Raw genomic sequence first — 25,851 nt, 5'->3', positions numbered from 1 at the left:
TCATGGAACCCTATAACCCCCCTCGCGAGCCCTGGCTGCACATCCTGTATCAGGATCAGCACATTATGGTAGTGAACAAGCCTAGCGGACTGCTCTCCGTTCCCGGTCGCGCCGAAGAACATAAAGACAGCATCATGACCCGTATTCAGGCTGATGTTCCCACCGCCGAGTCAGTCCATCGTCTGGACATGGCTACCAGCGGCGTGATGGTGGTTGCTCTGACCAAAGCGGCTGAGCGGGAGCTAAAACGCCAGTTCCGCGAGCGGGAACCGAAGAAGTCTTACGTTGCCCGCGTCTGGGGCCATCTGGCGCAGGATGAAGGATTGGTCGACCTGCCGCTTATTTGTGACTGGCCTAACCGTCCGAAACAAAAAGTCTGCTTTGAGCAAGGTAAGCCCGCCCAGACCGACTACATCGTCTTATCACGGGACAGCGATGGCACCACCCGCGTAAAACTGATGCCGATCACCGGTCGCTCACATCAGTTACGTGTCCACATGCTGGCATTGGGTCACCCCATTCTGGGCGACGGGTTTTATGCCCATCCAGAGGCGAAAGCACTGGCCCCCCGTTTGCTACTGCATGCACAGGAACTGGCCATTACCCATCCGGTTTTTACGACACCAATGCACTTTCGTTGCGAAGCTGACTTCTAGTCGTGATGTTCAGGCCCCCAGTCCTGGTGCTGAAAACCGTGCTGCTTTAGAAACGATCGTTATGTATAAAAGCAGGCAATCATGGAAAGGCGCGCGACGATGGGAAAGGCAAAAAGAGAAGAAGAATTAGCGAGAAAACTTGTTGATTTTCAGAAACTCATAGGCGGCTTGGATATCCTGCGCTTTACGCTTGGCTATCTCAATCATGCGCGGCGACAGGCCTTTCCCCATCATTTTATCAGGATGGTGTTCGCTCATCAGCTTGCGATAAGCGCGTTTCACCGTCGCAGCATCATCCGTGCTACGCACACCTAATGTCCGACAGGCGCTTTCGATAGTCGGTCCGCGCGAGTATACCGGCGGTCGCTGGCCATAGGACTGCCCACCATAAGACTGATTACGCCGCTGATAAGACTTATTGCCCTGTCTTGATGATTGTTGCTGACTATTCTGCCATGACTGATGGGTGCTTCCCTGCCGCGACTGGTAGGTATTGCCTTGTCGTGACTGGTAACCACTGCTGCTCTGTTTTGACGACTGATGGGCACCACGCTCCATATTGCGCATGAACAGCTCAAACTGTTCGCGGGTTACGCCCAGCTCATCGGCAAACACATACAGCAACCGCCGTTCATTCGGGTGTAATACGCCGTCTACAAACGCGGCCTGTAACTGAATCTCCAGAAACATTCTGATTAAATCAAAACGGCCAATGCAGGCGTCGCGTAACTTACGCAGCTTATTACGCACCGGAAACTGGCTGGCTTTCCCTTCACGGAACGCCTGTTGCGCGGCATTACGCGCCTCGCCATGCAGTTCCAGTCGGTCCATCATGGTGGTCGCGATACGGATATCAGACTCCGTCACCCGCCCTTTTGATTTGGCCAGATGCCCCATCGCCTGAAAGGTTGTCAGACAAAACAGCGCCTGGCGGGTGGCTTGCGCGGAAAAAAAGTCGCGACGACGGGATGCACGAGCTCTGTCAAGCAAATGACCCAACAGCAGCCCGATTATCAACCCGCCGACACCAGCGCTGGATACAATCCCCAACGCCAGTCCCAGCAACTTTCCCCAATACCGCATATACTCCTCAAATCCCCATGCCGTCGGCCAAAAATTGCTTTATCATACCCGTCATTTATCTTTGCTCCTAACGGCAACGCATAGAAAATGGCGGGGATTTTGCACTGGCGCTACGCCGGTGGCTAATATAGTCTCTGACCGTTTGTCGGCATGACGCCCTTGATGACGGAACACCAGATACCGCGTATGAAAAAAAGTTTTCCAACCCTGCTGGCCTCGTTAATTGGGTCGGCGCTGTACAGTCAGCATGCGCTGGCCGATCTCGCCTCTCAGTGTATGTCGGGCGTTCCTGTATATAATCGCCCGCTGGTAACCGGGGACACCAGTCAGTTGCCGGTTCACATCAGCGCGGATCAGTCACAGGCCAACTACCCCGACAGCGCCTTATTTACCGGCAATGTTAACGTCGAGCAGGGTAATCGCGTACTGACCGCAGACCAGGTGCAGCTACATCAGAAACAACAGGCGGGTCAGGCTGACCCTGTTCGCACTGTCACGGCTATCGGTAATGTGCATTACGATGATAATCAGGTCATCCTGAAAGGCCCGCGCGCCTGGTCCAACCTTAACACCAAGGATACCGACGTCGAAGACGGCGACTACCAGATGGTCGGGCGTCAGGGTCGCGGCGATGCTGACAAGATGAAGCAGCGCGAGAACAACCGCTATACCATCTTAGATCATGGTTCATTTACATCCTGCCTGCCAGGTGATGATAGCTGGAGCGTCGTCGGTTCGGAAGTGATTCAGGACCGGCAGGAGGAAGTCGCCGAAATCTGGAACGCCCGTTTTCGCATCGCGGGTGTCCCGGTATTCTATAGCCCTTATATGCAACTCCCGATTGGCAATAAGCGTCGTTCCGGCTTCCTGATCCCTAACGCGAAATACGGCAGGAATAATGGGTTTGAGCTGGTCACGCCTTATTACTGGAATATCGCGCCCAACTACGACGCCACCATCACGCCACATGTGCAGACCAATCGCGGAATGCAGTGGCAGAACGAATTCCGTTATCTGTCGCGCGCGGGCTTAGGCCTGGTCGAATTTGACTGGTTGCCGGACGACAGGCAATACAAAAGCGATGTTCTGTCTGGTAAATCGGGTTATGCGCCTGATGATAATTACACCCGCTGGCTGTTCCACTGGCAGCATTTCGGCGTGATGGACCAGGTGTGGCGCTTCAGCGCTGACTATACCAAGGTCAGTGATCCGAATTATTTTACCGATCTGGATTCGGTTTACGGTAACACCACCGACGGTTACGCCACCCAAAAATTCAGCCTGGGCTACGCCAACCAAAACTGGGATGCTACCGTCTCAACACGCCAATACCAGATATTCAGCAATCTGGCTTCCCGTGATATCTATCGAGCGCTGCCGCAGCTCGATATGAATTACTATCAGAACGATATCGGCCCCTTCGATCTGCACCTTTACGGTCAGGCGGTAAAATTTACCAATATTAACCCTAGCCTGCCTGATGCGACCCGTCTGCATTTCGAGCCAACGATTTCCATGCCGATTTCCAATCAGTGGGCTAGCCTGAATACCGAAGCCAAGCTGATGGCAACCCACTATCAGCAGGAAAATCTGGATGCTTATAACGCCAGCAACCCAGACTCGCCATTAAAAAGTAGCGTCAACCGTGTGATGCCGCAGTTCAAAACCGACGGCAAGATGGTGTTTGAACGTGATATGGACTGGGCGAAAGGCTATACCCAGACGCTCGAACCGCGAGTGCAATATTTATACGTGCCATACCGTAATCAGTCTGATATCCGCGCCTATGACTCCACCCTGTTGCAGGCAGACTACGCTGGGTTATTCCGTGACCGTACCTTCAGCGGCCTGGATCGCATCGCTTCCGCGAACCAGGTATCGAGCGGGGTGACAACGCGGTTGTATGACAGTGCGCTGGAAGAGCGTTTCAATGCGTCACTGGGGCAGATTTATTATTTTGATCGCCCGCGCACTGGCACCAACTCCAGTCTCGACCAGAATGATGAACGCGGCAGCCTGAACTGGGCGGGGGACGCCTACTGGAAATTTGCCGACAACTGGGGTCTTCGTGGCGGCGCACAGTACGATGAACGTCTTAAAAGCGTCACCCTTGGCGACGCTATTCTTGAATACCGTGGCGGCGGTGAGCGTATGTTCCAGTTGAATTACCGTTTCGCCAGCTCGGAATATATTCAGGCTATGCTGCCAAACATCACAAACCCCGGCTTCCAGCAAGGTATTTCTCAAGTCGGCGCCACTGCCAGTTGGCCGTTGTCCGATCGCTGGGCTATCGTGGGTGCTTATTACTATGACACCAAGGCCAATCAACCCGCCGACCAGTTAGTGGGCCTGCAGTACAACACCTGCTGTTGGGCGGTCAACGTGGGCTACGAACGCAAGATAACCAAATGGAATAGCACGACCAATCAGAGCGTCTACGACAGCAAGATTGGCTTCAGCTTCGAATTGCGTGGCCTGAGCAGCAATTACAGTCTGGGTACGGACAAAATGCTGAGAAACGGTATATTGCCTTACCAGCGCGCGTTCTGATGAGGTAACGCCGGGAACTCTGGCAACAATAAACGTCTAATAACCGGTAGCGATTAAACATGTAACCCGCCCTGGCGGATAAAATTAACGGGAAAGGTATGAAGAACTGGAGAGCGCTTGTCCTGGGACTGGCACTGAGTGCCAATATGGCGTTTGCGGCCCCACAAGAGGTCAACAAGATAGCCGCCATCGTCGACAACAGTGTGGTTCTGGAAAGTGATATCAATAGCCTGCTGCAGTCCGTCAAACTGAACGCGCAAGAAGCCGGTCAGCAGTTACCGGACGACGCCACGCTCCGTCACCAGATTCTGGAGCGTTTGATCATGGATAATATCATCCTGCAGATGGCGCAAAAAGTGGGTGTTCAGGTCACCGATGACCAACTGGATCGCTCTATCGCTAATATTGCGGCGCAAAACCACATGAGCCTTGACCAGTTGCGCAGCCGCCTGGCCGCCGAAGGCATAAGTTTCGATACTTACCGTAACCAGATCCGCAAAGACATGATGATAGCGGATGTGCGTAACAGTGAAGTGCGTCGCCGTGTCACCGTGCTACCGCAGGAAGTGGACTCGCTGGCTCAGCAGCTTGCCAGTCAGGGGGCGAACGGTCCCGAAGTCAACCTGAGCCAAATTTTGATCCCGCTGCCAGAAAACCCGACGCAAGATCAGGTCGATAAAGCAGAAAGTCTGGCCAATCGTTTGGTGAAAGAAGCCTCTCAGGGTGCTGACTTCGGCAAACTGGCCATCACCTACTCTGCCGATCCGCAAGCACTGAAAGGCGGACAGATGGGCTGGGGTCGTCCGCAAGAACTGCCATCGCTGTTTGCCGAACGTCTGGCTAACCCGCAGAAGGGCCAGATCATTGGGCCGATTCGTTCTGGTGTGGGCTTTCATATTCTGCGTGTTAACGATACCCGCGGCGGCTCTCAAGCCGTGTCGGTCACCGAGGTGCATGCCCGCCACATTCTGCTGACGACCTCGGTAGTCATGAACGACGCGCAAGCCAAAGCTAAACTCGAAGAGGTGGCAAGCCAAATCAGGAGTGGCAAGCTGAGCTTTGCCACCGCCGCCAAACAGTTATCTCAGGATCCGGGGTCAGCCAATCAGGGTGGCGACCTGGGGTGGGCATCACCAGAGATGTATGACCCGGCATTCCGCGATGCCTTGATGGACCTGAAAAAAGGCGAAATCAGTGCACCAGTGCACTCCTCCTTTGGCTGGCACCTGATCCAACTGCTGGATACCCGTCAGGTGGACAAGACTGACGCGGCCCAGAAGGATCGCGCCTATCGCATGCTGTTTAACCGTAAATTCGCCGAAGAAGCCCAAACCTGGATGCAGGAAAAACGCGCGGCGGCATACGTGAAAATCCTGGATGCTCAGAACTGATGCCCATTGAAACGCAGGTGCAGCGAGTCGTGATAACCCCCGGCGAACCCGCCGGGATTGGTCCCGATGTGGTGGTTGCACTGGCCCAGCAAAGCTGGCCGGTGGAACTGGTGGTATGTGCCGATGCCGAGCTGCTGTTAAGCCGTGCGCTGGCGTTGAAACTCCCGCTAACCTTGCGTGAATACCAACCGCACCTGGCGGCGCAACCGCAAGCAGCAGGCACGTTGACGCTGCTGCCGGTTGCCACCGACGCTACGGTGGTGCCAGGGCAGTTGAACGTGTTGAACAGCCGCTATGTGCTCGATACGCTGGCCCGCGCCTGTGATGGCTGTCTGAAAGGCGATTTTGCCGCGCTGATCACCGGGCCGGTACACAAAGGTATTATCAACGAGTCTGGCATTGCGTTTTCCGGCCATACAGAGTTCTTTGCCGAACGCAGTCATTGCTCACGTGTGGTGATGATGCTGGCGACCGAAGAGTTACGGGTTGCGCTGGCGACCACACATCTGCCATTAAAGGCAGTATCGGATGCCATCACCCGCGATAGCCTGCACGAAGTGATTACCATTCTGCATCAGGATTTGCAGCGCAAATTTGGCCTCGCCCAACCGATCATCTATGTCTGCGGTTTGAACCCGCATGCTGGCGAAGGCGGCCATATGGGGCGAGAAGAGCTGGATGTCATTATTCCCGCGCTGGATGAACTGCGTCAGTCTGGTATTCAACTGGTTGGCCCGCTGCCTGCCGACACCTTGTTCCAACCCAAGTACCTCGAACACGCCGACGCTGTGCTGGCGATGTATCACGACCAAGGCTTGCCGGTACTGAAATATCAAGGCTTTGGTCGAGCCGTCAACATCACGCTGGGGCTGCCGTTTATCCGCACGTCCGTCGATCACGGCACCGCACTGGAGCTTGCCGGTCGCGGTCAGGCCGATCCGGGCAGCTTTGGCACCGCATTGAATCTCGCTCTACATATGATTGCTAACCGTAATGAATAATCGCGTCCATCAAGGTCACTTCGCGCGTAAGCGTTTTGGCCAGAATTTTCTCAACGATCAGTTCGTGATCGACAGTATTGTTTCCGCCATCCACCCGCAGCCGGGTCAGGCCATGGTAGAAATTGGCCCCGGTCTGGGGGCGTTAACTATTCCTGTCGGCGAACGTATCGACCGCTTTACCGTAGTCGAACTGGACCGCGATCTGGCCGCACGGCTGGAGGTGCATCCGACGCTCAAGGACAAGCTGACCATCATCCAGCAGGACGCGATGACAGTGGACTTTGCCGCCCTGTCACAACAGGCGGGACAACCACTGCGGGTTTTTGGTAACCTGCCGTATAATATTTCGACACCGCTGATGTTCCACCTGTTCAGCTATACTCAGGCTATTCACGACATGCACTTCATGTTGCAAAAAGAAGTCGTCAACCGGCTGGTAGCCGGGCCAAACAGCAAGGCGTATGGTCGTCTGAGTGTGATGGCGCAGTACTATTGTCAGGTTATTCCGGTGCTTGAAGTGCCACCAACCGCCTTCAAACCGGCCCCTAAAGTGGATTCTGCGGTAGTGCGGCTGGTACCGCACACGACGTCGCCTTATCCGGCCGTGGATACCCGTATCCTGAGCCGGATTACCACGGAAGCCTTTAATCAGCGACGTAAAACGCTGCGTAACAGTCTGGGTAACCTGTTCACGCCAGAGCAATTGACTGCACTGGAAGTGGACCCTAACACCCGGGCTGAAAACGTCACTATTGCGCAATATTGCCGTCTGGCCGAGTGGCTGACCGCGCACCCCACATCGCAGGAATAAGCTGGAGTTGTCGTCATGATGAATGCGCCCCGAGTGTGTATACAGGTTCAGAGCTTCTATGTAGAAGCGCAATCTCAGCCAGAAGAAGGCCGTTTCGTCTTCGCGTATACCATCACCATCCGTAATCTCGGTCGTCATGACGTCAAACTGCTTAACCGTTATTGGATGATTACCAACGGCAACGGCAAACAAACTGAAGTACAGGGCGAGGGCGTGATCGGCCTGCAACCTGTCATTCAGCCAGGCAGCGAATTCCAGTATACCAGCGGCGCCATTCTGGAAACGCCGATGGGCACCATGGAAGGTCATTACCAGATGATTGATCATCAGGGTGAAACATTTCAGGTTCCCATTACGGTATTCCGCCTGGCCATTCCCTCACTGATACATTGAAAGACTATGGCTACCTATCTTATTGGCGATGTTCACGGCTGTGCCGTCGAGCTCAAAGCGTTGCTGGCGCAAGTTGCGTTTAACCCTGAAAGTGACACGCTGTGGCTGACCGGCGATCTGGTCGCGCGTGGCCCCGATTCGCTGGATGTGCTGCGCTATGTCCGCTCGTTGGGCGATTCAGTGCGTATGGTACTCGGCAACCACGACCTCCATCTCCTGGCGGTATACGCGGGTATCAGTCGCAATAAACCCAAAGATCGACTGGATCCACTATTGTCAGCACCAGACGCGGACGATCTGATCAACTGGCTGCGACGCCAACCACTATTGCAGATAGACGAAGAACGTAAGCTGGTGATGACCCACGCCGGTATCACGCCGCAATGGGATCTGGACACCGCCAAAATGTGCGCTCGGGAAGTCGAAGCGATCCTCAGCAGCGACAGCTACCCGCTGTTTCTGGATGCGATGTACGGCGACATGCCGAATCATTGGAGCCCGGAATTGAGTGGGCTGGCTCGTTTGCGCTTTAGTACCAACGTGTTTACCCGCATGCGCTACTGCTTTTCAGGCGGTCAGCTCGATATGCTGTGTAAAGAGGCGCCCTCACAAGCACCATCGCTGCTTAAGCCCTGGTTTACTCTACCAGGCCCGGTTCCAGCCGAATACGCTATTGCGTTTGGTCACTGGGCATCGTTGGAAGGTAAAGGTACACCAAAGGGTATCTACGCGCTGGATACCGGCTGTTGCTGGGGGGGGGAACTCACCTGTCTGCGCTGGGAAGACCAGCGTTATTTTACCCAGCCATCGCTAATGACGCCGCAAACCGATGCAGCTTCCGCCATCTGACGAATCCGGCGGCGGTTGCTGCCGAATATTGCACACCCACTCATCTCCCAGGTTCATATTGCTCAAGCTTAATGCTGATAACGCCTCATCGCCACAGATAACATTCCTGCTACCTTTTTGCCTGCCCGAATTGAAGGCGTTTCAATCCATATGAACATAACTGATGCTATTACAATACTAACGGTAATAGAGAACATAAATATTGTTATTCTCTCAATGGATGTCGCGGAGTCTGATAAATGGTTTCTAAAAAAAACCATTACAGGATAGTGAACGAGATAAAGTGAATAGGAAATATCTCCAATGAAGGTTAGTATCCGACTATACTCTGTCTCATTGTGGCCACCCAATATAATAGCCGAAATCATAATGACCAACGCCAGCCAGAAACCACCACTCAAGCCAAAAACCTGTGGACCAACGATAACAGCGCCGACTATTGCAATAACGAACGCTATTTTCGCCAGTATCCTGCTGTAAAGTAACTTGCTGATTTTTTTCCTGACCATTAATTCCGCCAGCAACATACCAGTGATAAATTCAAACGCGATAGTATTACTTATCAATTTAATCCAAGCCTGCCACCAGTGTATAACAATAATATTCGGCGATACCTGTGATGAGAAATCGAAACTGCCGTTGTAATACAGCTGAAAACCTGTCATAGCAGCCACGAAAACCAGTGTGCAAATGTAGCTGCGATAGCGGTAGCTGATGCTCATTGAAACAGCGAAAATGAAGTAGAACATCATTTCGTAGGATAACGTCCATGGAGGGCCAAGAGCACTGTAACCAAAGGTTGGTCCTGGTAGACTATAATCCTGCAGACAAAAATAGAGTGTACATACCATCTGGCTGAAACTTCTTTCAGGATACACGAAAATAAAAGAAAGCAGCCAAACGAAAAAAAAGACTGGCCATATGCGAAACAAGCGTTTAACGATAAATACAAACGGACTGTCAGGTGCATGGTAGGTAATGAATGTCATTATAAAACCGCTAATTATAAAAAAAACATCCACACCAAGTGCGCCAGGAATGTGTTTTGTCCAGTTACCCTCCAGCAGGGATGAATTATGCGCTACGACGACAAGCAAAGCAGCCAGACCACGCAAATACTGAATTGATGCGATTTTCATATACCGAAGGACCTTGACCTTCAATAACCTTGCTTTTGAGTTACAGGTCTTTATAGGTTATTTTGAACGCATTAGAATAGTAAAAAACAAATACCAGTGACATTGTAAGAAAATAAAGTAAATAGGGCATGACGCAATCAACCTGTTTACCACTAACATTTCAAATGCCCTGATGAGCAAGTTGGACTATTAATCTTATGAATAAGCTAAATTTCATTCCATTTAGACAATGTTCTTCCTGCAAATAACCCAAATGAAATAGAAAGAGGGTAATGGTGTAACACGTACACATATCGATACATTAAAATAATAAAAGAAAAACCCGCTCGGTGTGAGCGGGTTTGAAGATGGAAAACCAACAGCAATCAGCGGCGTTCAAGGATTTCGAAGCAATAGCTGTGGGAGTTTTGCTCATCAGCATCATGGAATTCACTGAACGTCGATACCCACTCATCCGGTTCATAATCCGGGAAATGGGTATCACCTTCTACCTCAGCGTCAATATGGGTCAGATAAAGGCGACCGGCTTGCGGCAGCATCTGCTGATAAATGCTGCCTCCGCCGATCACCATCACTTCTTCCACGCCGCCAGCCGCCGCCAGCGCCGCGTCCAGCGACGTCGCCCAGGTTACCCGTTCATCGTCACCCGGTTGGCTACTCACCACGATATTCAGTCGTCCCGGCAGCGGCCGCCCGATAGAGCGGAACGTATTACGTCCCATAATCACGGGTTTGTTGAGTGTATTGCGCTTAAACCACGCCAAATCAGCTGGCAGGTGCCACGGCATGGCGTTCTCCATTCCGATCACACGATCCACTGCCAGTGCGGCAATCAAACTAATCACCATGGTAAAACCCTACAGGCTACAAAATTGGTGCCACTATACGGAAAGCCTGCCCATGCGTCGATATGATTGCCGGGTCGCCACCCACTATTTAAGAGAACACTGAATGCCTTAAGAGAACACCAAATCCTTCAAGAGAAAGCCGCGGCGCTACACTCCCGGGCGTTTACGATAAATCCAGATCCCCGGTAGCGACAGCCCGATAGACAGTGCTCCAACGATAAAACTGGCCTTCAGGAAGTTGGTGATCAGTGTTTGCATCAGCGCTTCGCTATACCCATGCTGAGAGAGCTGAACAACGGAAATCATCGCCGTATAGGCTGAAATACCGGGGAACATCGGGATCACCGCCGCAACGGTAAAGACTTTAGGGTGAGCCAGAAACCAGCGGGACCAGCGAATACCGATGATCCCCACCATGATCGATGCCACAAAAGTCGCCAGTTCGATAGGAATACCGAAGCGAATCATCAGAAAGCGCACACTATGCCCCAGCGCGCCGAGTAACGCGCAATACGGCAACGCCCGCATCGGTACGTTAAATACCATAGCAAAACCGACCGCCGGCACCGCGGCCAGTACCATATCCTGAATCAACGCCCAAACCAGTTCAATCACCATCCGTGCAGCCCCCATACCACCATTGCCGTTACCACACCAATACAGGTCGCCAGCGTCAGCAGGCTGGCCATCGTCCAACGTGCCAGCCCAGTGTTCACATGGCCTTTAAACATATCGGCGACCGCATTAATCAGCGGAAAGCCAGGCACCAGCAACAATACGCTGGCCGCCATTGCCACGGAGGAACTGTGCTCAAGAGCGGGCACCCGCATCAACAACCCAGATGCCGATGTCGCCACAAAAGCGGTAATACAGAAATTGATCAACGGATTAAGGTGCCGGGCGGTCAGAACCTGACGAACATACATCGCCATACCACTGGCAATCAGCGTCACCAGAAAGGCATCCCAGCCGCCGCCGTTTAAACGGCTAAAACAGCCGCACGACAACGCCACAATCGTCACCATCAGCCAACGCGGGTAACGCAACGGTTTGATATGGCTAAAGCGCTTTGCCACGCCCGCCACATCCAGCAGCTTATGTTCTGCCATGATCACCACACGCTGCACTTCCGTCACCACATGCATGTTGATGCCTCGATCCACATTTTTACGGGTGGATGTCAGGCAATGCCCTTGCATAATGGTGGTCAGCACTATCGCGTTAGCCGAAATCGAGCTCTCTACCGCGTCCATTCCCAGCGCCACGCCAAGTCGTGACGAAAGTTGCTCGACCAACATACTTTCCGCACCATGCTGCAACAGCAACAATGCACACTGAATACACAATCGGGTAATATCCCGCTGCTGTGTGGTTTCATTTACCATCTTACGCTTCGTCCCCTGTACTGATTACAACCACTATAAGCGTGGTTTTTATAAGTTTATTAACATTTCAAATCGATGATTGATAGTGCGAAAAAATGCCACTGACGGTATTATGCCCACCTTTTTTCGTCGAATCCTTGATTGTCATACGTGATCCATCATGCTTGAAACCTCTTTATTCGTAGCGACCATCGCTGCACTGGGGATGATATCTCCCGGCCCGGACTTCTTTCTGGTGATCAAAAACGCGGTACGTTACCCACGACTGGCCGCCATGATGACCACTGTCGGTGTTATTGCCGGTGTCGCCACCCATATGGCGTATTGTGTCGCTGGCCTGGCGGTCGTCATCACCACCACGCCCTGGCTATTCAGCCTGCTGAAATACGTCGGTGCCGCTTACCTGATCTGGCTGGGCATTCAGGCACTGTGCTCACGCGGCGGCAGTAAACTGGATTTGTCCGGCCTGACGCCGCAGCGCGTCGGATTGTGGAAAGCCTTCCTCCAGGGCTATCTCTGCAACCTGCTGAACCCGAAAGCGACACTGTTTTTTCTGGCGGTCTTCACCCAGGTGTTGGGACTGAACTCCAGCATGGGTGAAAAGTTGTGGTACGCCGGGATCATCCTGGGACTGACGCTTATCTGGTGGCCGCTGCTGGTTATTCTGATTCAGAGCGAACCGGTACGTCGCGGCCTGACCAAAGCGCAAAAACTGATCGACAAACTGCTTGGCGGCGTATTGATTACACTGGGAATCAAGGTGGCATTAAGCTAAACCGCCCCCCTGATAACAGACGAAAAAAACCGGCCTGATGTCACGCACCAGGCCGGTTTTATCTTTCATGATTGACCTTTCACGATTTCACGACAACGCACCTGAACCCAGGCGCGTTTTTAGCCGTTATCCCTGAATACGGGCATGCATTTCCTGAACGGAAATGACCTGCTCGGTTGGGTCGGCGTTCAGCGACATCGCTGTAGCAAAACCGCCATTCATGGTGGTGTCGTAATGCACTTTATACTGCAGCGCACTGCGGCGAATCAGTTTGGAATCTTCGATCGCCTGACGACCCGCTGTGGTATTAACGATGTAGGTGTACTCGCCATTCTTGATGCGGTCTTGAATATGTGGACGGCCTTCATGCACCTTGTTCACCAGACGCGGATTGATACCGGCTTCACCCAACACCACCGCGGTGCCGTGAGTCGCATCCAGTTCAAAACCGTGTTTGAGCAGCTTGGCAGCCAAATCCACCACGCGGGCCTTGTCACCCTCGCGTACCGACAGCAACGCGCGGCCAGTTTTCTTCATCGGTGAGTTACTGCCCAGCATCGCCTTAGCGAAGGCTTCAGCAAAGGTACGCCCTACGCCCATCACCTCGCCGGTAGAACGCATTTCCGGCCCGAGGATCGGGTCCACACCTGGGAATTTATTGAACGGCAGCACCACTTCCTTAACGGAATAGTACGGCGGGATCACCTCTTTGGTAACGCCCTGCTGCGCCAGCGTTTGCCCAACCATCACACGCGCCGCCACTTTCGCCAGCGGAACCCCTGTGGCTTTGGAAACAAACGGCACGGTACGCGCCGCACGCGGGTTCACCTCAATCAGGTACACTTCGTTGTTTTTCACCGCGAACTGCACATTCATCAGGCCACGCACCGCAAGCTCGAACGCCAGTTTTTCCACCTGCTGACGCATCACATCCTGAATCTCTTTGCTCAGGGTATAGGCTGGCAGCGAACAGGCCGAGTCACCGGAGTGCACACCCGCCTGCTCGATATGTTCCATGATGCCACCAATCAAGACGCGTTCACCGTCGCAGATAGCGTCCACATCCACTTCCACCGCATCATCCAGGAAACGGTCCAGCAGCACCGGCGCATCGTTGGAAACGCTGACCGCCGTCTGGAAATAGCGGCGCAAATCGGTTTCGTCGTACACGATTTCCATCGCCCGGCCGCCCAGCACGTAAGACGGGCGAACCACCAGCGGATAGCCGATGTTAACGGCTTTTTCCACCGCCTGGTCGATGGTGCTGACTGTGGCGTTGGCCGGTTGCTTCAGACCAAGGCGGTTGACCGCCTGCTGGAAGCGCTCACGGTCTTCCGCACGGTCGATAGCATCCGGGCTGGTGCCGATCACCGGCACACCAGCGGCCTCAAGCTGACGAGCCAGTTTCAGCGGCGTCTGTCCGCCGTACTGCACGATCACACCCTTAGGCTGCTCAATACGCACGATCTCCAGCACGTCTTCCAGCGTTACCGGCTCGAAGTAGAGGCGATCGGAAGTATCGTAGTCAGTAGAGACCGTTTCCGGGTTGCAGTTGACCATAATGGTTTCGTAGCCGTCTTCACGCAGTGCCAGCGCCGCATGTACACAGCAATAGTCGAACTCAATCCCCTGACCGATACGGTTCGGGCCACCACCCAGTACCATGACCTTGTCACGATCCTGATTCGGGTTGGCCTCGCACTCCTCGTCATACGTGGAGTACATGTAGGCGGTATCCGTCGCGAACTCGGCAGCACAGGTATCTACACGCTTGTAGACCGGATGCAGGTTGTATTTGTAACGCAGCTTGCGGATTTCACCTTCTGATACACCGGCCAGTTTTGCCAGGCGTGCATCGGCAAAGCCTTTGCGTTTGAGCAAACGCAGGAATTCTTTCGTCAGGCCGTTAGCGCCTTGTTCTGCCACCTGCTCTTCCAGACGCACCAGTTCTTCGATTTGCACCAGGAACCAGCGGTCAATGTTGGTCAGGTTGAATACGCCGTCAACCGACATACCCGCGCGGAACGCGTCCGCCAGATACCAGATACGATCGGCACCGGCGTCTTTCAATTCGCGGCGGATTTTAGTCAGCGCTTCCGGATCGTCCAGACTCACTTTAGGATCGAAACCGGTCGCGCCGACTTCCAGACCACGCAGCGCTTTCTGCAGTGACTCCTGCTGGGTACGGCCGATCGCCATCACTTCACCCACCGATTTCATCTGCGTCGTCAGACGATCGTTAGCGCCAGCGAATTTTTCGAAGTTAAAGCGCGGGATCTTGGTAACCACATAATCGATGGACGGTTCGAACGATGCCGGGGTACGCCCGCCGGTAATGTCGTTCATCAGTTCATCAAGCGTATAACCCACCGCCAGTTTGGCCGCGATCTTGGCGATCGGGAAACCGGTCGCTTTGGAAGCCAGCGCCGAGGAGCGCGATACACGCGGGTTCATTTCGATAACGATCAGACGCCCGGTTTTCGGGTTGACCGCAAACTGCACGTTGGAGCCGCCGGTTTCTACCCCGATTTCACGCAGTACCGCCATCGAGGCGTTACGCATGATTTGGTATTCCTTGTCGGTCAGGGTTTGTGCCGGCGCGACAGTGATGGAGTCACCGGTGTGGATCCCCATCGCATCGAGGTTTTCGATAGAGCAGACGATGATGCAGTTATCGTTTTTATCCCGCACCACTTCCATTTCATACTCTTTCCAGCCGATCAACGATTCGTCGATCAACAGTTCCTTGGTCGGTGACAAATCCAGACCGCGGGTACAAATTTCTTCAAACTCTTCACGGTTATAGGCAATACCGCCGCCCGTGCCCCCCATGGTGAAAGACGGGCGAATAATGCAGGGATACCCCACATCCGCCGCTACCGCCAGCGCTTCGTCCATATTGTGGGCAATGCCGGAACGTGCGGTTTCGAGGCCGATTTTCTTCATCGCGATATCGAAACGGCGACGATCTTCCGCCTTATCGATGGCATCTGCGGTCGCACCGATCATGGTCACGCCGAACTCTGCCAGCACGCCCTGACGTTCCAGCTCCAGCGCGCAGTTCAGCGCCGTCTGACCGCCCATCGTCGGCAATACGGCATCCGGACGTTCTTTTTCGATGATTTTGCGCACCACTTCCCAGTGGATCGGTTCAATGTAGGTGGCGTCGGCCATCTCCGGGTCGGTCATAATCGTGGCCGGGTTGGAGTTCACCAGAATCACGCGGTAGCCTTCTTCACGCAGCGCCTTACACGCCTGAGCGCCGGAGTAGTCAAACTCGCACGCCTGACCGATCACGATCGGACCGGCACCGAGAATCAGGATACTTTTTATGTCTGTACGTTTTGGCATTTTTCGCTCCTGCGAACCCGTTTACTCACCGCCGCGCTGGCCCTTTCGCCCTGTTCTTTTATCGCAGCGTGACTAAACGGATTCTGATTATTTGGTGTTACGGTAAGACTCAATCAGCTCGATGAAGTGATCAAACAGCGGCGCGGCGTCATGTGGGCCGGGGCTGGCTTCAGGGTGCCCCTGAAAACTGAATGCCGCTTTATCGGTGCGATGAATGCCCTGCAGCGAACCATCAAACAGCGATTTATACGTTGCACGCAGTGTGGCGGGCAGCGACGTTTCGTCTACCGCAAAGCCGTGGTTTTGCGCGGTGATCATCACACGATTACCGTCCAGATCTTTCACCGGGTGGTTGCCGCCGTGGTGACCGAACTTCATCTTGACGGTTTTCGCGCCACTGGCCAGCGCCAGCAACTGGTGACCCAGACAAATGCCGAACACCGGAATATCGGTTTCCAGGAAGGCTTTAATTGCCTTGATGGCGTAATCGCACGGCTCCGGATCGCCAGGACCGTTGGAGAGGAAAATACCGTCCGGATTGAGTTTCAGCACATCCTCGGCCGGGGTTTGCGCGGGTACGACCGTCAGGCGGCAGCCGCGATCCACCAGCATACGCAGGATATTACGCTTCACACCGTAGTCATACGCCACCACATGATACGGCAGTTCGTTCTCGGTTTTTGCCGCTGGCAAGTCGCCTTCCAGCGTCCAGCTACCCTGCAACCAGCTATAGCTGGAGTGGGTGGTCACTTCTTTCGCCAGATCCATCCCTTTCAGGCCGGGGAACGCTTTAGCCTTTTCCAGCGCCAGCGCCGCATCCGGTGCGTCACCGGCGATGATGCAGCCATTCTGCGCGCCTTTTTCACGCAGCAACCGCGTCAATTTGCGAGTGTCGATATCCGCAATCGCCACAATATTGTTGCGTTTGAGGTAATCAGACAGGCTTTCTTCACTGCGGTAGTTGCTGGCAATCAGGGGTAAATCGCGGATAACCAAGCCCTGAGCATGAACGGCGGGAGATTCTTCATCGGCTTTGTTGGCGCCGACATTTCCGATATGGGGATAAGTAAGAGTGACAATCTGGCGGGAATAGGAAGGATCAGTGAGGATTTCTTGATAACCGGTCATTGACGTATTGAAAACGACTTCCCCCACTGCCGTTCCCTCTGCCCCAATGGCCCGACCGTGGAATTGGGTTCCGTCTTCCAGAACCAATAGCGCTGACTTAATCAAAACACCCTCCAAGGAATAAAAAATCACGTTATTTGCATATTAATTCAGATTTAATGGACTAAATCAATGCAAAAACCACCTGTAAGGCAAATTTTTGGCAAATTGCGCGCATTTTAATGATGCCCCTGACCGTTGTCTAGCCAAACCGGATTTTTTTTCACTATTTTATGGCTTCAAGGAGTAATACATCGCCATATCGGTAAAAACACACATCAACTGGGAAAAGTAAACGGTTGCCAGCACCGATGAATGAAATAATGATTAAAATCACACCAAAATCGGTACACTGAATCATAAATAGCCAACAGACGACGGACAAAAAGACAGATAATAATGAAAAACATCAAATACAGGACAATATACCAACCAAACCATCATTTATCACATAAAGCAATGGCGCTATTTTTAGCGCCATTAAAATCAATGCATTAAGAAAAAATCAGACATCCACACCTTACAAATCATCAAGCCCCAGCACATCTTTCATATCAAAAAGACCATGGTTACGAGAGCTTACCCACAATGCGGACCTGACTGCGCCATTTGCGAATGTCATACGGCTGGAAGCCTTGTGTGTTATCTCGATGCGTTCGCCGATGTCTGCAAACATCGCGGTGTGCTCTCCCACGATATCTCCGGCCCGAATGGTGGCAAAACCGATGCTTTTTGGCTCACGCTCACCGGTATACCCTTCACGTGCATAAACCGCACACTCTTTCAGGTCACGGCCCAACGCCCCGGCGATCGCTTCGCCCATCGCCAATGCCGTGCCTGATGGGGCGTCCACTTTATGGCGGTGGTGCGCTTCAATGATCTCAATGTCCGTGTAGTCACCCATGACTTTGGCCGCTTTTTCCAGCAGCTTGAGCAACACATTCACGCCAACACTAAAGTTAGCGGCAAACACAATCCCAATGTCGGCGGCAGCCTGCTGAATCGCTGCTTTACCGGCATCGTCAAAACCGGTGGTGCCGATCACCATCCCTTTGCCGTGCTGGCGACAAAACGCGAGGTGATTGAGCGTACCTTCCGGACGGGTAAAATCGATAAACACGTCGAAATCGTTCACCACCGCCTCAAGACTGCTCTGTACGGTGACATCCGTTTTCCCTGCCCCGGCCAACTCTCCCGCGTCACTACCCAGCAAAGATGAACCTTCACGTTCCAGCGCCGCACCCAGTACAACGCCTTCCATCTGTAACGCAGCCTGAATCAACTGCCGCCCCATGCGGCCACCCGCTCCTGCGATGGCGACGCGGATTTGTGCATCACGCATATTCGTACTCTTTATTTGTTGATGAGTGAGAAAAGGTTCTCAGGTTAACCAGCCCAGCCGGGCGCTGCCAGCCGAAAACCCCCGTAATTAGAAATTTATGACAAACCCGCGGGGATATCAGTAAAAGCTATTGTTTAGCAAGCGATCGTTATGAGCCAGGCCGTGATCATAATCCCTGACCAGGCATGCATGGCTTAACCAAAACATTAAGGCGCTAAAGCCACCACCTGCGCCACCCAGGCGCGAAACCCCGTAACGTCCAACGCTAGTGCCACCTGTGCATTAGCCGGGCGATGTAACCGATGCTGGAGATCCACCACTGTGGTACCCGCGGTATATTCTCCCTGCGTTTCCACCGCGACAAAACAGTGTTGCAGGGTAAACAAACTGGGTTTCACCAGATAAGCAATAGCGCACAGGTCGTGCATACGCAAACCGGTCGCCATACTGCCGCTGCGATAATGGCTGAACAGCGCATGCAACATGGCACCGGTGCGGTTAAGGCCCGGCAGTGTCGCCAGATAATCCGGCGCCAGCACCGCCTCATTGGTCACATCCAGCCCACACATCACGATATCGATACCACAGTCGAAGACACGCGCAGCCGCCTCCGGGTCGATAGCCATATTAAATTCCGCATTCGGCGTGAAATTGCCACGCCCTGACGATCCCCCCATCATCACCAGACGTTTAATCTGTTTTTTACACTGCGGGTAAAGCGTCAGCAGTAAGGCGACATTGGTCAGTGGCCCGATGGTCACAAGCGTGACAGGCTCAGGGCTACGGTTAAGACAGTCATACATGGCCTGAACGGCAGACGTTTCCAGCACAGTGCGTTCATGCGCCACAAAGTCATAGCCTTCCATGCCAGACTCACCATGAACATAGGCAGCGTCACGCAACGGACGTACCAACGGTGTCGCCGCCCCTTGAGCCACCGGCACGGCTGCGTCCCAAAAATGCAGGAGTTGCAGCGCATTGCGCGTGGTTTTTTCCACATCCACATTGCCTGCTACTGTCGTAATGAGCTTCAGATCCAGTTCAGGGGCAAACAACGCCGCCGCGATAGCAACAGCATCGTCGATGCCTGGGTCAGTATCCAGAATAATGGGGATTCGGTTCATGCGCGTTCTCCCAAAAAAATGCCAGGCGATTCTCATCGTCTGGCATCATTTTTACTGATAAGGCGAAGGACTTACTCCACTTCACGAACGTCCATACGCAATTCTTTCGGCACTTCAAACACGATGTTCTCTGCGCGACCTTCCATCTCCATGGCCACTTCCCCCCCCATGCTTTGCAGGCGTTTAATGACTTGCTGAACCAGCACGTCCGGCGCAGAAGCCCCGGCGGTCACCCCCACACAAGCAACACCCTTTAGCCACTCTTCCTGAATATCATCCGCAGAATCAATCAGGTAAGACGGTTTACTCACACGCTGTGACAACTCAGCCAGACGATTGGAATTAGAGGAGTTTTTCGAACCGACCACCAGCACCACATTTGCTTGTGCCGCCAGGTTACGTACCGCTTCCTGACGGTTGGTGGTGGCGTAACAGATATCATCTTTGCGCGGCCCGATAATCTGCGGGAAACGTGCCCGCAGCGCATCGATAACCGCTGAGGTATCATCCACCGACAAGGTCGTCTGGGTCATGAAACAGAGATTGGTTTCATCCTTTACCTGTAGCGACCAGACATCCTCCGGCCCTTCCACCAGGTACATGCCCCCAGCCGGGTTGTTGTACTGACCCATCGTGCCTTCCACTTCCGGGTGCCCGGCGTGGCCTATCAGGATAGCTTCCGTCCCCTTACGGCTGGCACGCGCCACTTCCATATGCACTTTTGTCACCAGCGGACAGGTCGCATCAAAAACGGTCAATTCACGGCTTTTGGCTTCCGCTCTCACCGCCTGCGATACACCGTGCGCGGAGAAGATCAGAATCGCGCCATCCGGCACGTCTTCGATTTGTTCGATAAACACAGCGCCGCGATCGCGTAACCCATCCACCACATAGCGGTTATGTACCACTTCATGACGGACGTAAATCGGTGCGCCGTACACTTCCAGCGCCCGCTCGACAATACTGATTGCGCGATCGACACCAGCGCAGAATCCACGGGGATTAGCCAGCAGGATTTTCATGCGTTGCCTCCGGAAGGGGATGAATCTCCAGTACTTCTACGTCAAACGTGATGGTATGCCCGGCCAATGGATGGTTGAAGTCCACCGTTACTGACTCTTCTGCCACCTCGCGGATAATACCTGGCATGTCATTGCCAGCCATACCGCTAAACAGCATGATGGTGCCCACTTCAGGCACCCCGGTCTGCGCAAAATCACGGCGCAGGAAGAATTGGATCAAGTCGGGATTCGACGGACCAAAAGTGGACTCCGGCGGCAGGCTGAATGTACGCTTATCGCCGACCTGCAAACCCAGCAATTGAGCCTCCAGCGCCGCCGACAGACTGCCGTCCCCCAGCCGAAACATCGCCGGTTTGCCACCATCACGGGTAGCTTCCGCCACGGAACCGTCTTCCAGCATCAGCGTAAAATGCACCAGCACTTCGCTGCCGTTTGTCACGAATTCCGTCATGCGTTATTTACCTTCCGCCTGCTTTTTTTGCGGAGAAGCCAAAAACCCCTCCAGCACAATCAGCAACGCCCCCACGACAATGGCGCTATCCGCCAGATTAAACGTCGGGTAATGCCAGCTATTGACGTAAAAATCCAGAAAATCGATCACATAACCATGAACCAACCGATCGGCCAGATTGCCAATAGCGCCACCAATGATCATCGCATAAGCGATGTTGTTCAGCTTCTGGCTGGCGCTGGAGCGATGCATCATCGCCAGCAACGCCACAATAATGACCAGTGCTATCACCGCAAACAGCCAGCGTTGCCAACCGCCTTTGTCTGCCAGAAAGCTAAACGCCGCACCATAGTTATGGGCGTAGGTAAAATTGAAGAACGGCACCAGCGGTACCGACTCGCCCAGTTGGAAGTGGGTCATCACCCACTGCTTGCTGCCGAGATCGACCACCAGTACCAGTGCAGCCAGCCACAGCCAGCACAGACCCGTTGCTCCAGTAGATTTACTCATCAGACAAACTTACGCTCTTCGCCATTACCGCCAACATTGGTCGCACAGCGACCGCAGACATCCGGATGAGCGGCATCACTGCCGATATCCGTTTCATAGTGCCAACAACGCGGGCATTTCTCCCCATCGGCTTTAGTAAGGACAACTTTCAGTCCCGGTAATTCACTTTGCTGCGCGTCAGCCGGTGCATTCTCATCACGTTCCAACCGCGCTTTGGAGGTTAACAAGGCAAAGTGCAACTCACCTTGCAGGCTGTTGAGCTGTGCAAATAACCGCTCATCCGCATACAACGTCACGGCAGCTTCCAGTGAACCGCCAATGCGTTTGTCGTTACGCGCCTGCTCGATCACCTTGTTGACTTCACTGCGCACATTCAGCATGTCAGTCCAGAAAGCATCGTTCATCGGCTCGCTGTCGGCCAGCCCAAATAAACCGTCATACCACTCTTCGGTAAAGACAAACTGCGCACGTTTACCCGGCAGATATCCCCAGATTTCATCGGCGGTAAACGACATAATCGGGGCCATCCAACGAACCAACGCTTCGGCGATATGGAACAGTGCAGTCTGACAGCTACGACGCGCCACGCTGTCGTGTTTCGCGGTGTACTGACGGTCCTTGATGATATCGAGATAGAACGACCCCATCTCAATAGAACAGAACTGCATCAGACGCTGCACCACACGGTGGAAATCGTAGCTCTCGTAAGCCTCGACAATCTCATCCTGCGCCGCTTTGGCACAACCTACCGCCCAACGATCCAGCACCACCATGTCTTCCGGCTTCACGCTGTGCAGCGCCGGATCGAAACCATTCAGGTTAGCCAGCAGGAAACGTGCGGTGTTACGGATACGACGGTATGCATCGGCAGAACGTTTGAGGATTTCATCAGATACCGCAATCTCGCCGGAGTAGTCGGTAGAGCCGATCCACAAACGCAGAATATCCGCCCCCAATTTATCCATCACATCCTGCGGGCTGACGGTGTTGCCGATGGATTTCGACATCTTGCGACCCTGACCGTCCACGGTGAAACCGTGGGTCAGCACCTGACGGTACGGCGCTTTGCCTTTAATCGCGGTAGAAATCATCAGAGAAGACATGAACCAGCCACGATGCTGGTCAGAACCTTCCAGATACATATCCGCTGCGTGGCCGCCAAATTCCGGGCGAACATCCACCACAGAAGCATGCGTTGACCCGGAGTCGAACCACACATCCAGCGTATCCGGTACTTTTTCATAATCGGCCGCTTCCGCGCCCATCAGGTCTGCCGGGTTAAGATCCCACCATGCCTGAATGCCATCCTGTTCAACACGCTTGGCCACCGCCTCAATCAGCTCTGCGGTACGAGGATGCAGTTCCTGCGTTTCTTTATGCACGAACAACGACATCGGCACGCCCCAGGTACGCTGGCGGGAAATACACCAGTCAGGACGGTTCGCAACCATCGACTCAATGCGCGCCTGACCCCAATCCGGGATCCACTGCACGCCTTTGATTTCGGACAGAGACTGTTGGCGCAAGCCATTCTGATCCATGCTCACGAACCACTGCGGCGTAGCACGGAACAGGATCGGCGACTTGTGACGCCAGCAGCACGGGTAGCTGTGTTGCAGCTTTTCATGGTGCAACAACGCGCCGCACTCACGCAGCAATTCCACGATCTTGTCGTTGGCTTTAAACACAAACAGACCATCCAGCCCCGGGAAGGTACCCGGCAGGTAGCAACCGTTGGGCCCGACAGGGTTAGCGATTTCCAACTGGTATTTCTGGCTGATGACATAGTCGTCCGGACCATGACCACCGGCGGTGTGTACCGCACCGGTACCGGCATCCAGTGTGACGTGATCGCCTAAAATAGCCGGGACATCGAAATCCAGGAACGGGTGACGGAAACGCAGCAATTCCAGCTCGCTGCCCTTGACGGCGCGGCCCAAACAGCTGCTGGTATCACTGCCAGCAACGCGTTTAGTCACCGCGTCGGCCAACCCTTGCGCCACGATGATAGCCTTGTCGGCAACCTGAACCAGCACATAATCAATGTCTGCATTCAGGGCAATCGCACGGTTAGCCGGCAACGTCCAGGGCGTCGTTGTCCAGATGACCAGTGCGACATCGCCGTTGACCGCATCGGCCGCCAGCCCGAACTTCGCCAGTACGGCAGCACGGTCAACCGCGTTGAACGCGACATCAATCGCCGGGGAGGTTTTGTCGTAATACTCCACTTCCGCTTCCGCCAACGCGGAACCGCAGTCGGCACACCAGTGCACCGGCTTGGCACCCTTGTGCAGGTGGCCGTTTTCGATGATACGACCCAGTGCGCGAATAATATTGGCTTCGGTTTTAAAATCCATTGTCAGGTAGGGGCGATCCCAGTCACCCAGCACACCCAGACGGATGAAATCTTTTTTCTGCCCGGCTACCTGCTCGGCCGCGTATTTCCGGCACTCTTCACGGAACTGTGCGGCGCTGACTTTCTCACCCGGTTTGCCCACCAGTTGTTCTACTTTCAGTTCGATTGGCAGACCGTGGCAGTCCCAGCCCGGCACATACGGCGAGTCATAACCGGATAAACCTTTGGCCTTGATAATAATGTCTTTGAGAATCTTGTTAACCGAGTGACCAATATGAATGTTGCCGTTCGCATACGGCGGGCCGTCATGAAGGATAAAGGTTTTTTTACCCTTCTTGGCGCCACGAATAATCCCGTACAAATCCTGCTCATACCAACGTTTCAGCATGTCAGGTTCGCGCTTGGCTAAATCGCCACGCATCGGGAACCCTGTTTCCGGCAAATTCAGGGTAGTTTTATAGTCACTCATTCGCTTCTCGATTTCGTTTTCGGCTAGAGAAAAATTAAACCGGTGCCTTCAACCCGAAGAACTCACGGGCGGCCACCACATCGTTGGCGATTTGCTGCTTCAGCGCATCCAGCGAAGCAAACCGCTGCTCACTACGTAATTTTTTACACATCACCACATCTATATGTCGTCCATACAGATCCAGTGTGACATCCAACAAATGCACTTCCAGTTGCTGGCGTTTATCGCCCGTTATGGTCGGACGGGTACCGATATTGGCAACACCGGGCAACGGCGCATCACCCAGTCCGTACACCTGGACTGCATAGACACCGCTTACCGGAGAAACCTGACGTTTCAAAGGCAGGTTGGCCGTTGGAAAACCGATAGTGCGCCCCAGCTCGTTGCCGTGCACCACCCGACCAGAGATACTGAACGGGTGCCCTAACAGTTCCTGCGCCAGCGTCAGGTTGTCCTGCGCCAACGCTTCACGTACGGCGGTGCTGCTCACCCGTTTGCCACTGCTGCAAAAGGTCTGCGTACTGATCACGTCGAAATTCTGTTCGACGCCCGCTTTCTGTAATAACAGGAAATCCCCTTCGCGGCCAGCCCCGAAGCGGAAGTCATCCCCCACCACCAGAAATTTCACCCCCAGCTTTTCCACCAACAGGCTGGAAATAAAGGTACTGGCATGGTTCGCGGCAAAGTGGGCGTCAAAGGTCACGCACAACAGATAATCCACACCGGCCTGCGCCAGATACTTCACCTTATCGCGCAGCCGGGTCAACCGTGCTGGTGCTTTCTCTGCGGCAAACAGTTCCAGCGGCTGGGGCTCGAAAATCATCACCATGACCGGTAACCCACGGGCCTGACCTTCCTGCTTCAGGCGCTCAAGCAATGCCTGATGCCCACGGTGGACACCGTCAAAGTTACCAATAGTTAGCACACAGCCGTAGTGGCAGGCCTGAAGATTGTGTATACCGCGTATTAGCTGCATAACTGGCTCAAAACAGTGGAAATCGGCGGATTATACCTTGTACAGCGAACAAGGTTAACCCGCGATTCATGCCTTTTGTTGCCATGTCAGCGTATTTCGCCTTCCCGCCTCGATGAGAATTTTTCACCTGGCCGCTAGCAGGCGCATCGACGGGCGCACGGCTTTTAACCCGTAATCAAACGCTTGACGCGACAAAGGCGGC

At 53.8% G+C, this 25,851-nt stretch carries 22 protein-coding genes; 8 read left to right on the top strand and 14 right to left on the bottom strand.

The genetic code is table 11. The annotated features are described in order from the left end of the window. The first annotated feature begins 2 nt into the window (after nt 1-2). Nucleotides 3-656, top strand: a complete 654-nt coding sequence (rluA, locus tag FGI04_RS00700; protein WP_342698589.1) for a bifunctional tRNA pseudouridine(32) synthase/23S rRNA pseudouridine(746) synthase RluA — start codon at nt 3-5, stop codon at nt 654-656. A 126-nt stretch (nt 657-782) separates the two neighbouring features. On the opposite strand, the gene djlA is transcribed toward rluA, so the two are convergent. Beyond that, nucleotides 783-1,739: a co-chaperone DjlA gene (djlA, locus tag FGI04_RS00695; RefSeq protein WP_342698588.1), complete on the bottom strand. Its 957-nt coding sequence runs from the start codon at nt 1,737-1,739 to the stop codon at nt 783-785. Nucleotides 1,740-1,889: 150 nt separating this feature from the next. Between djlA and lptD the strand changes: the two genes are divergently transcribed. From lptD to apaH, 6 genes are all read left to right on the top strand, one after another. Next, on the top strand, nt 1,890-4,289 hold the full coding sequence (gene lptD, locus FGI04_RS00690; RefSeq protein ID WP_342698587.1) for an LPS assembly protein LptD: 2,400 nt from the start codon (nt 1,890-1,892) through the stop codon (nt 4,287-4,289). 98 nt (nt 4,290-4,387) lie between these two features. Continuing rightward, nucleotides 4,388-5,680: a peptidylprolyl isomerase SurA gene (surA, locus tag FGI04_RS00685; protein ID WP_407337249.1), complete on the top strand. Its 1,293-nt coding sequence runs from the start codon at nt 4,388-4,390 to the stop codon at nt 5,678-5,680. Continuing rightward, the gene (gene pdxA, locus FGI04_RS00680) at nt 5,680-6,681 is read left to right on the top strand and encodes a 4-hydroxythreonine-4-phosphate dehydrogenase PdxA (protein WP_342698585.1); all 1,002 of its coding nucleotides are present in this window, start codon (nt 5,680-5,682) and stop codon (nt 6,679-6,681) included. The genes surA and pdxA overlap by 1 nt, the downstream gene beginning before the upstream one ends. Beyond that, nucleotides 6,674-7,492 carry a 16S rRNA (adenine(1518)-N(6)/adenine(1519)-N(6))-dimethyltransferase RsmA gene (rsmA, locus tag FGI04_RS00675; RefSeq protein WP_153508258.1) on the top strand — a complete coding sequence of 273 codons (819 nt, stop codon included), beginning with the start codon at nt 6,674-6,676 and terminating at the stop codon, nt 7,490-7,492. The genes pdxA and rsmA overlap by 8 nt, the downstream gene beginning before the upstream one ends. A 15-nt stretch (nt 7,493-7,507) precedes the next feature. After that, nucleotides 7,508-7,885, top strand: a complete 378-nt coding sequence (apaG, locus tag FGI04_RS00670; protein ID WP_038905696.1) for a Co2+/Mg2+ efflux facilitator ApaG/CorD — start codon at nt 7,508-7,510, stop codon at nt 7,883-7,885. Nucleotides 7,886-7,891: 6 nt separating this feature from the next. Then, nucleotides 7,892-8,734 carry a bis(5'-nucleosyl)-tetraphosphatase (symmetrical) ApaH gene (gene apaH, locus FGI04_RS00665; protein ID WP_342698584.1) on the top strand — a complete coding sequence of 281 codons (843 nt, stop codon included), beginning with the start codon at nt 7,892-7,894 and terminating at the stop codon, nt 8,732-8,734. 68 nt (nt 8,735-8,802) lie between these two features. Here the strand turns inward: apaH and FGI04_RS00660 are convergent, their stop codons facing one another. The 4 genes from FGI04_RS00660 to FGI04_RS00645 form a co-directional block, all read right to left on the bottom strand. Continuing rightward, entirely contained in the window at nt 8,803-9,873 is a 1,071-nt protein-coding gene (locus FGI04_RS00660; RefSeq protein ID WP_342698583.1) for an acyltransferase family protein, read from the bottom strand. Between the two features lie 365 nt (nt 9,874-10,238). Further along, on the bottom strand, nt 10,239-10,721 hold the full coding sequence (folA, locus tag FGI04_RS00655; RefSeq protein WP_407337248.1) for a type 3 dihydrofolate reductase: 483 nt from the start codon (nt 10,719-10,721) through the stop codon (nt 10,239-10,241). A gap of 147 nt (nt 10,722-10,868) precedes the next feature. After that, a complete protein-coding gene (locus tag FGI04_RS00650) occupies nt 10,869-11,339 on the bottom strand; it encodes a threonine/serine exporter (RefSeq protein WP_342698581.1) in 471 nt (156 codons plus the stop codon). Next, nucleotides 11,333-12,106 carry a threonine/serine exporter family protein gene (locus FGI04_RS00645; protein ID WP_168366493.1) on the bottom strand — a complete coding sequence of 258 codons (774 nt, stop codon included), beginning with the start codon at nt 12,104-12,106 and terminating at the stop codon, nt 11,333-11,335. The genes FGI04_RS00650 and FGI04_RS00645 overlap by 7 nt, the downstream gene beginning before the upstream one ends. Nucleotides 12,107-12,266: 160 nt before the next feature. Here FGI04_RS00645 and FGI04_RS00640 point away from each other — a divergent pair, with 160 nt between their 5' ends. After that, entirely contained in the window at nt 12,267-12,881 is a 615-nt protein-coding gene (locus FGI04_RS00640; RefSeq protein ID WP_019843353.1) for a LysE family translocator, read from the top strand. A gap of 126 nt (nt 12,882-13,007) precedes the next feature. On the opposite strand, the gene carB is transcribed toward FGI04_RS00640, so the two are convergent. The 9 genes from carB to ribF all read right to left on the bottom strand — a co-directional run bounded on the left by carB (nt 13,008) and on the right by ribF (nt 25,649). Next, on the bottom strand, nt 13,008-16,232 hold the full coding sequence (gene carB / locus FGI04_RS00635) for a carbamoyl-phosphate synthase large subunit (RefSeq protein ID WP_342698580.1): 3,225 nt from the start codon (nt 16,230-16,232) through the stop codon (nt 13,008-13,010). 87 nt (nt 16,233-16,319) lie between these two features. Further along, nucleotides 16,320-17,465 (bottom strand): glutamine-hydrolyzing carbamoyl-phosphate synthase small subunit, encoded by a 1,146-nt coding sequence (gene carA, locus FGI04_RS00630; RefSeq protein ID WP_342698579.1) that lies wholly within the window; start codon nt 17,463-17,465, stop codon nt 16,320-16,322. Nucleotides 17,466-17,919: 454 nt separating this feature from the next. Continuing rightward, nucleotides 17,920-18,741, bottom strand: a complete 822-nt coding sequence (dapB, locus tag FGI04_RS00625) for a 4-hydroxy-tetrahydrodipicolinate reductase (protein WP_342698578.1) — start codon at nt 18,739-18,741, stop codon at nt 17,920-17,922. A 206-nt stretch (nt 18,742-18,947) separates the two neighbouring features. Further along, nucleotides 18,948-19,865 (bottom strand): ribonucleoside hydrolase RihC, encoded by a 918-nt coding sequence (rihC, locus tag FGI04_RS00620; protein WP_342698577.1) that lies wholly within the window; start codon nt 19,863-19,865, stop codon nt 18,948-18,950. Nucleotides 19,866-19,936: 71 nt separating this feature from the next. Beyond that, entirely contained in the window at nt 19,937-20,887 is a 951-nt protein-coding gene (gene ispH / locus FGI04_RS00615; RefSeq protein ID WP_342698576.1) for a 4-hydroxy-3-methylbut-2-enyl diphosphate reductase, read from the bottom strand. Next, the gene (gene fkpB / locus FGI04_RS00610) at nt 20,868-21,338 is read right to left on the bottom strand and encodes an FKBP-type peptidyl-prolyl cis-trans isomerase (RefSeq protein ID WP_407337247.1); all 471 of its coding nucleotides are present in this window, start codon (nt 21,336-21,338) and stop codon (nt 20,868-20,870) included. Before fkpB ends, ispH begins: the two co-directional genes overlap by 20 nt. Nucleotides 21,339-21,341: 3 nt before the next feature. Then, entirely contained in the window at nt 21,342-21,848 is a 507-nt protein-coding gene (gene lspA, locus FGI04_RS00605) for a signal peptidase II (RefSeq protein ID WP_407337246.1), read from the bottom strand. Then, nucleotides 21,848-24,673, bottom strand: a complete 2,826-nt coding sequence (gene ileS, locus FGI04_RS00600; protein WP_407340015.1) for an isoleucine--tRNA ligase — start codon at nt 24,671-24,673, stop codon at nt 21,848-21,850. Before ileS ends, lspA begins: the two co-directional genes overlap by 1 nt. A gap of 34 nt (nt 24,674-24,707) precedes the next feature. Then, complete coding sequence (ribF, locus tag FGI04_RS00595; RefSeq protein ID WP_016940648.1) at nt 24,708-25,649, bottom strand: bifunctional riboflavin kinase/FAD synthetase; 942 nt, start codon at nt 25,647-25,649, stop codon at nt 24,708-24,710. Nucleotides 25,650-25,851 lie beyond the last annotated feature (202 nt).

The sequence above is a fragment of the Dickeya ananatis genome (assembly GCF_019464615.1).
Taxonomy (GTDB): domain Bacteria; phylum Pseudomonadota; class Gammaproteobacteria; order Enterobacterales; family Enterobacteriaceae; genus Dickeya; species Dickeya oryzae.
Note: the sequence above shows the minus strand (reverse complement) of the source record. Positions and strands in the feature narration are given on the sequence as shown.

Coding starts and splice junctions, on each gene's coding strand:
- folA (WP_407337248.1), bottom strand. CDS start 10,721: ATGGTGATTAGTTTGATTGCCGCACTGGCAGTGGATCGTGTGATCGGA.
- rihC (WP_342698577.1), bottom strand. CDS start 19,865: ATGAACCGAATCCCCATTATTCTGGATACTGACCCAGGCATCGACGAT.
- rsmA (WP_153508258.1), top strand. CDS start 6,674: ATGAATAATCGCGTCCATCAAGGTCACTTCGCGCGTAAGCGTTTTGGC.
- djlA (WP_342698588.1), bottom strand. CDS start 1,739: ATGCGGTATTGGGGAAAGTTGCTGGGACTGGCGTTGGGGATTGTATCC.
- FGI04_RS00645 (WP_168366493.1), bottom strand. CDS start 12,106: ATGGTAAATGAAACCACACAGCAGCGGGATATTACCCGATTGTGTATT.
- ispH (WP_342698576.1), bottom strand. CDS start 20,887: ATGAAAATCCTGCTGGCTAATCCCCGTGGATTCTGCGCTGGTGTCGAT.
- FGI04_RS00660 (WP_342698583.1), bottom strand. CDS start 9,873: ATGAAAATCGCATCAATTCAGTATTTGCGTGGTCTGGCTGCTTTGCTT.
- FGI04_RS00640 (WP_019843353.1), top strand. CDS start 12,267: ATGCTTGAAACCTCTTTATTCGTAGCGACCATCGCTGCACTGGGGATG.
- carB (WP_342698580.1), bottom strand. CDS start 16,232: ATGCCAAAACGTACAGACATAAAAAGTATCCTGATTCTCGGTGCCGGT.
- apaG (WP_038905696.1), top strand. CDS start 7,508: ATGATGAATGCGCCCCGAGTGTGTATACAGGTTCAGAGCTTCTATGTA.
- FGI04_RS00650 (WP_342698581.1), bottom strand. CDS start 11,339: ATGGTGATTGAACTGGTTTGGGCGTTGATTCAGGATATGGTACTGGCC.
- lspA (WP_407337246.1), bottom strand. CDS start 21,848: ATGAGTAAATCTACTGGAGCAACGGGTCTGTGCTGGCTGTGGCTGGCT.
- rluA (WP_342698589.1), top strand. CDS start 3: ATGGAACCCTATAACCCCCCTCGCGAGCCCTGGCTGCACATCCTGTAT.
- apaH (WP_342698584.1), top strand. CDS start 7,892: ATGGCTACCTATCTTATTGGCGATGTTCACGGCTGTGCCGTCGAGCTC.
- lptD (WP_342698587.1), top strand. CDS start 1,890: ATGACGCCCTTGATGACGGAACACCAGATACCGCGTATGAAAAAAAGT.
- ribF (WP_016940648.1), bottom strand. CDS start 25,649: ATGCAGCTAATACGCGGTATACACAATCTTCAGGCCTGCCACTACGGC.
- fkpB (WP_407337247.1), bottom strand. CDS start 21,338: ATGACGGAATTCGTGACAAACGGCAGCGAAGTGCTGGTGCATTTTACG.
- ileS (WP_407340015.1), bottom strand. CDS start 24,673: ATGAGTGACTATAAAACTACCCTGAATTTGCCGGAAACAGGGTTCCCG.
- dapB (WP_342698578.1), bottom strand. CDS start 18,741: ATGCGTGATGCACAAATCCGCGTCGCCATCGCAGGAGCGGGTGGCCGC.
- surA (WP_407337249.1), top strand. CDS start 4,388: ATGAAGAACTGGAGAGCGCTTGTCCTGGGACTGGCACTGAGTGCCAAT.
- pdxA (WP_342698585.1), top strand. CDS start 5,680: ATGCCCATTGAAACGCAGGTGCAGCGAGTCGTGATAACCCCCGGCGAA.